The organism is Noviherbaspirillum pedocola, from assembly GCF_016632335.1.
In the GTDB taxonomy this organism is placed as follows: domain Bacteria; phylum Pseudomonadota; class Gammaproteobacteria; order Burkholderiales; family Burkholderiaceae_D; genus Noviherbaspirillum_A; species Noviherbaspirillum_A pedocola.
Window position 1 is genome coordinate 65,638 of record NZ_JAEPBG010000024.1, and the last position, 6,000, is coordinate 71,637.

A 6,000-nucleotide genomic window follows, 5' to 3' on the forward strand; every position below is an offset into this window, starting at 1 on the left:
TTTTCCGCTTCTCTTTTTGTGTGCGTCATTTCTGGACCGTCAGGCGATGCAATGGTGCGAAGCCCGAAACTCCGAGGAGAAGTGGATGAAAAAAGTAATTTTTGCAGTAATGATGATGGCCGGCCTGCTGGCTGGCTGTTCGAACGAGCCGTTCAACCTGGTCGCCAATACCGGCCAGCGTGGTGCCGGATCGACGGTGCAGGTGGACGGGAAAGAGGGGGTGATGACGGTCGTGAAGCTGGCGCCGACCCATCCGGAAGGCGTTCAGTACCATGTAACCATGCCGGACCAGGGCGGTCTCAAGACGCTTCGCAGTACGGCCACCGGCAATGTCGTCACGATCCACGTCAACGAACTGAAGATGGACCTGCATTTCACGCAGGCCTTCGACAAGTACGTTTGCCTGGACTGCCACTGGATCAGCTTGCCGGTGGACTGGGCGGCCGCAAAGGCGCAGTAGCCTCCACACACGAACCGACACAAGCCACTTTCTCCTTGAGAGGTGGCTTTTTTCTTTCTGTGTCGATGTGGCGCATCTCCGGAACACACACTAACGGAGGTTTCCCCATGATGCAAAGCCCGCAGTTCTACGTCGGCACGGACGAGCATGTTGTCGTCTGGCGCCTGCGCAAAAACAAGCAATTGGAGTATCTGGCAGTCGTTATCGATTCCCAGCAGATCCATGCGCGCAAGGATGGCGCACCTGTTCGACTGACTGTTCCCGACGGCCGGTGTGCACTGCGCACCGTCACGGAACTGCTCACGGAAGAGGAGCCCGCCAAAGCGCTGAACGAGCTGATCGCTCAAGGCCGGTTCACCGATGTCTCGGATCTGGTTACCGATCCGTTCGCAGCGAACTGGGAAAAGCTGGTCCAGCCGCAAGGCGAAGAGCAACTGTTCACCCCACCACCAACCACCTTCACCATCCTGGAGTTCTGATAATGAAAGCAGCAGAAATTTCGGCTTTGTTCGATAGCGTCACCGGCCAGACATCGACGGCCGAGGACACCAAGCCATTCAAGGCCTGGCCGGGGTTCGGCGTTTTCTGGCTGAAGGCGGATATGACGCAGCAGACACAGGCCGAAGACTTCATGACCAACCAGGCTGTCTCGGTCGCGTCGGAAGTCGTTGCGGCCGGCCACGGTTGCATGGATGGCAGTGGAAGCGCTGTCGCCGTGCAACGGCTGTGGAAGGTGAGCCTGAAATCCGGCGCGCTCTTGTATTTCATGTTCCACGAAACGCCGGCGCTGGTTGGCAAGGAGACGGTGTATCGCATCGGCGGCCAGGTGTGCTTCGTCCCGTCGACGGATGTCGTGTTCGCGAAAGCGTTCGAGACCTACCTGCGCAACATGGTCGTTCACAGCGGGTTTGAAGGCTGTGACACCGTGCTGCAGGCGGTATCGGCGCAGATCAAAGGTCTGCTGGAAAAGATCCCGGCGGATCAGCAGGCGCATTTCACCGCCAAGTTCCAAAAGGCGTTCGCAGAAGTGCTTCCCGTGCAGACCGAGCCATCCCTCTAACCACTGTCCATTTCATCGGGCATCCCGCCGCGGCATCGCTGAACAGAGTTCTGTTCAGCCTGTCGCGGCTTTTTATTTGACGGCGAGGTCTATAGCCGCAACTTTGTAAGTACCCAATGTGGACTACCGCGCATGCCCGGCCGTGGGGGATAATGCCGCAATGGATTTCACGCATGAACAAGCGGGCATCATTCACAGCCAAGCGAGGCATGTCACTGTTCGTGCGTTCGCCGGCGCCGGTAAAACCACGACTCTACGCGGATATGCTGCACTAAGGCCGCGCTCCCGCATCCTGTATCTCGCCTTTAATAAGGCAATGGCAACGGAAGCCGCTGCCTCGTTTCCAGCGAACGTCGACTGCCGCACAATCCATTCGCTCGCCTATGCGGCAGTGGGGCATGCCTTCCGCCACAAGATCGGTGCCTTGCGTGCGATTGATATCACCCAGCTCTACGCAGACGTCCCGCTGATCGTCGCGACCATGCTGGAGCGCACGCTTTCGAATTTCATGTATTCGGCTTCACCCACCGTTGGGGTCGAGCATGCGCCGGAACACTTGGCCTTCTCCGACAGGCAGCAGCTGGGCGCCGCCGCGCAGCATGTCTGGCGGGATATGATCGATCCGGCAACGGCAGTGCCCCTGCCGCACGACGGTTATCTGAAGCTGTACCAACTGTCCGGCCCGGTGCTGTCCCGCCGTTACGACATCATTTTGCTCGATGAAGCGCAGGATACGAATCCCGTCACTGCCGATATCGTCTTCCAGCAGGCGTGCGCCAAAGTGTTGGTCGGTGACCGCCATCAATCTATTTACGGCTTTCGCGGAAACGTCGACGTGATGGGCATGTTGGCGGGTGCCGAGCCGCACTATCTGACGCACTCGATGCGCTTTGGCGACGATATTGCGGCCGCCGCCACCAATCTGCTTCGCTACATGAAGGGTGAAGACCAGACCATCGTCGGCAAGCCTGGTATGGCTCCCAATGTTGGCCGCGTGAACGATGCAAAGCCATTTGCGATCATCAGTCGGACCAATGCCGGGGTTTTCAAGCAGGCGATACGCCTGATGCGGGACCGGCGCGTGCACTTCATCGGCGACATGCATACGACGCTCCTGGGCAAGCTGAGCGATCTCCATGGCCTCTGGGCGGAAGAAACGGACCGGATACAAGACCCGTTCTTCCGCCAGTTCGCAGACTTCGAAGCGGTTTCCCGTTATGGCCGGGAGACAGGGGACAAGGAGGTGCTCTCGTTGGCGGGCGTGGTCAGTCAGTACGGCGCAAAACTGCCCGAACTGATGACCGAGGTTGCTGCGCGCGCCTGCCCGCAACCGGAGCAGGCCGATGTCCTACTGCTGACGGCGCATCGCTCCAAAGGGCTGCAATTCGATCAGGTGATGCTGGACGACGATTTCCAGGATCTCGTGGACAAGAAGGGCCATCGCCTTATCGACCCTTCCCCGGAATTCGAGCAGGAGATCAACCTCACTTACGTCGCAATGACTCGAGCCAGACAAACTCTCCAGGTGAACCTGCAATATCGCGCCTTCGCGAACGCCTTGGCCTCCGGAACGCTCCTGTCACCTCCATAAGACAAGGCGTTGTTCGACAGCCATGCTGTCGTTCTTTCTGTTTCCTAATTGGTGTTTCTCATCTTCCTGAGCCAGGCAAACGCAACGCCTGGATTTACCAATCCTCAGGAGAAGCATGATGAACGCAGAGAAGCTGTTTGAAGGAATGACCTCGATCGTCGAGCAAGCGGGCTACCCGCTGCTCACATCGTACAAGCAAGACCTGTATGTCCACGACCGGGAATATCTTCGGCAGAACGACGCGCCCGGCGTGAAGTTCATGTGGATCGTGCGGGAGTCCGGGACGTATCTGTGCCGGCTCGGTGTTGCCCCGCGCGTGAATGCCGAGGTGGATTACGCGATCGACATCCACGATGCGAACCGGCGCCAGATCTACCTGCTGGATCGCGATGCCGGGACAGTCAAGGCGATTGATGATGCCGCGGCAAAGCGACGCCTCAACGAGTTCGACTACAAGGTCGAGCGCACCACGGTGTCCCGCCGCGGTGAGCCGATTGCCGTCGCCGACGTCCGGCTTACCAGCTGGACGCAAGGCAAAGCACCGACTGGCACGGTGGACTACTACACCAGCCAGGAGCGCTTTGAGCTTGAAACGCTCTATGCGTTGCGTTCGCTGGCCGTATGCATGGTCATCGAAGCTACGCACTCGCTATTCACCACCACCGAAAAAGTCTCGATCGGCGGCGTGAATATCAACGAGATGATCGAGGCGCATCAGGACTACCAGCGCCAGGTAACGCCTCCCCCGCGGAGTGAAGCGCCGCAGCGCACGCTGGAACTCGAGCTTGTCTAGCCGATAGCAACCAACGCAGCACGCAGTCTTTTCCTCAACCACCAGCCCGGATCACTCCCTATGGAGACCCGGGCTTTTTCTTTTCAGCGGCCCTGGTCTTACAAGCGCGTGTAAGGGGCGCGATTACAAGCGCGTGTTGGACATATCACCTGTGCAAAGACAACGCAAAGTCCTTTGCATCCTTCTCTCATCCCTAACGCTTTCAAGGAGTCTTCCATGGCACTCGTATTTACGGCTTGCTGCATCACCGGTTGGGTAATTTCGCGTCCTATCGTGAAGGCCCTTGGCATCTAACCGATCTTTTGTCGTTCCACGACACTGATCTCACGCTCCGAGCACGCATTTGCGTCTCGGAGCTTTTTCTTTTGTGCGAAGTGAAGGGTCAATGGCAGACTTGGCCAAATCCCGCGCTTTGTTCTTCCGTGAACCAGGTAGACATTGCGCCCCCCAGCCGCTATCAGGTGGCCTTCAGTATCAGTGGTGGCACTGGCGAGGGTATGGGTTCTGCGAGACCTGCAATCGAACTCTATCAACATGTCCGTTTGATAGCCTTTGGCGGCAAGAATGCGCAGTGTAGCAACGCGGTTGCCATTGCCATTTACCTGAATGGTGCTGGTGTTGAGAAGTATTGGCCCACCAGGTGCGTTTTGAGAGATAACGGGAATCCACTTGTCGGCAGCCACTGCCAATACCGGGAGAGCGGAAAGGAGAAATACCAAAGGAATCTTTTGCATGTGGGCGGCGAAAGAAGTGGGGCGAGCCGCATAGTGCCATAAAGCTAATAAACATTGTTGCGCTACAAGGAAAGCCTTTTCATGGCTTTCCTTGTTTTCACGGATTAGCCAGATATAACGCGGTGCTCTGCCGTGCTCCAACGTAGTTGAGAAAGCTTTTCCTTGTCGCGTACCGCCGTTGCAAGGTGGGGCAGCAGATTCAGATTATTTTGGCAAAAGAAGCGCACGGCGTGCGCAAGGCTTTCCTCCACGATCTCAAAAGTCCGCTCTATCTCACCGGCCCAGCTCACCCATTCCTTCCGCGTGCGGGCATTCGCGCCTCTCGCATCAAACGACTCAAGCGCATAGAGCTTGTCCTTAATGTCGGTAAGCAGTTTTTCTGGATGTTGATTGAAAAACTCTAGGCCCGTGAAGTTTCCCACCTTCTCGGTGATGTACTACTTGCTTTTCCCGCGTAAGGCCTGCTGGCGCTGGCGTTCTTCTGCCGTGGCTTCCCTGGTACTTTCTACCACGACTTCCGAACGAGCGGCCCGGTCGCGCACTTGGCGATAGATGACATGTCCAACTGCATCCTTGAATCCCCGCAGTGTAGATTCCGCCCATTTCACGCCAAAGGGTCGATTGAATAAATCCGCAATACGATGCATTAGCTCTGGCTGGCGATGCCGCACGCCATCCAAGACATCGATTTGAGCTTTGAGCGTGGCTCGCTGTTCCTGAAGGTATGCCTTGATTTTGAAGTCTTGGCCGAAATAGGACACGCCACAATCTTTTCCAATATTGGTTTCCTTGTCGTCTTCGGTTCGGACGAGAAAACCTCGCTGGTGCAGTGTGCGGCAATCGGAAATGCCGCAGGGGTAAGGGTCTTTGAAGCGGTAGGGCGCCAGGACTTCGGCCAGTTTCGACTGTGTGATATTGATGCGTTCGTGGTAAAGCGGGCGCTGCAATAAATCGTCTGGGGTTTTGATTGAAACAAGCGTCGAGAAATCGTCAATGGCACCTGGCATCCGACCTCCTGAATTAATGAAGAGGCTTCCGATTATAAAGCACTGTTATACATAGTAGATAAGGTCATAGAACTTTTGATGCAAGAAAGTGCCTCGGCAGGTGAATGGGGCGTTCATATCCTAAAGGCATACGAAAGTGATATGACTGAATTCTTCGGGCCACCGCCTGTTCTTGATGAAAACGGCATACCTTGGTAGTGAAGTGAATTATTTTGAAACATGAGTAATTAGTCGTCCGTGCAAAATCTCTGACGTGCAGTGACGGCAAGGGATTTGCGTAGAAACGACCCTCTGAATTCCTCGAGAAACTACGATATAAGGCAGCGAAAACTGAGGGAAATGCGAGGAAGCGCGC

8 protein-coding genes are annotated in these 6,000 nt (G+C 56.2%); 5 read left to right on the forward strand and 3 right to left on the reverse strand.

Going from position 1 to position 6,000, the window contains the following annotated elements:
- The first annotated feature begins 85 nt into the window (after positions 1–85).
- The 5 genes from JJB74_RS28985 (at position 86) to JJB74_RS29005 (ending at position 3,904) form a co-directional block, all read left to right on the forward strand.
- Positions 86–460: a hypothetical protein gene (locus JJB74_RS28985; RefSeq protein WP_200598034.1), complete on the forward strand. Its 375-nt coding sequence runs from the start codon at positions 86–88 to the stop codon at positions 458–460.
- 107 nt (positions 461–567) lie between these two features.
- Positions 568–939, forward strand: a complete 372-nt coding sequence (locus JJB74_RS28990; protein WP_200598035.1) for a hypothetical protein — start codon at positions 568–570, stop codon at positions 937–939.
- Between the two features lie 2 nt (positions 940–941).
- On the forward strand, positions 942–1,520 hold the full coding sequence (locus JJB74_RS28995) for a hypothetical protein (protein WP_200598036.1): 579 nt from the start codon (positions 942–944) through the stop codon (positions 1,518–1,520).
- Positions 1,521–1,680: 160 nt separating this feature from the next.
- Complete coding sequence (locus tag JJB74_RS29000) at positions 1,681–3,111, forward strand: UvrD-helicase domain-containing protein (protein ID WP_200598037.1); 1,431 nt, start codon at positions 1,681–1,683, stop codon at positions 3,109–3,111.
- Positions 3,112–3,226: 115 nt separating this feature from the next.
- Positions 3,227–3,904, forward strand: coding sequence for a hypothetical protein (locus JJB74_RS29005; RefSeq protein ID WP_200598038.1), 678 nt, complete (start codon positions 3,227–3,229; stop codon positions 3,902–3,904).
- A 290-nt stretch (positions 3,905–4,194) separates the two neighbouring features.
- Here the strand turns inward: JJB74_RS29005 and JJB74_RS29010 are convergent, their stop codons facing one another.
- From JJB74_RS29010 to JJB74_RS29020, 3 genes are all read right to left on the reverse strand, one after another.
- Complete coding sequence (locus JJB74_RS29010) at positions 4,195–4,638, reverse strand: hypothetical protein (RefSeq protein WP_200598039.1); 444 nt, start codon at positions 4,636–4,638, stop codon at positions 4,195–4,197.
- Positions 4,639–4,742: 104 nt separating this feature from the next.
- Positions 4,743–5,060, reverse strand: a complete 318-nt coding sequence (locus tag JJB74_RS29015; RefSeq protein WP_200598040.1) for a hypothetical protein — start codon at positions 5,058–5,060, stop codon at positions 4,743–4,745.
- 15 nt (positions 5,061–5,075) lie between these two features.
- Complete coding sequence (locus JJB74_RS29020) at positions 5,076–5,645, reverse strand: hypothetical protein (RefSeq protein WP_200598041.1); 570 nt, start codon at positions 5,643–5,645, stop codon at positions 5,076–5,078.
- Between the last annotated feature and the right edge of the window lie 355 nt (positions 5,646–6,000).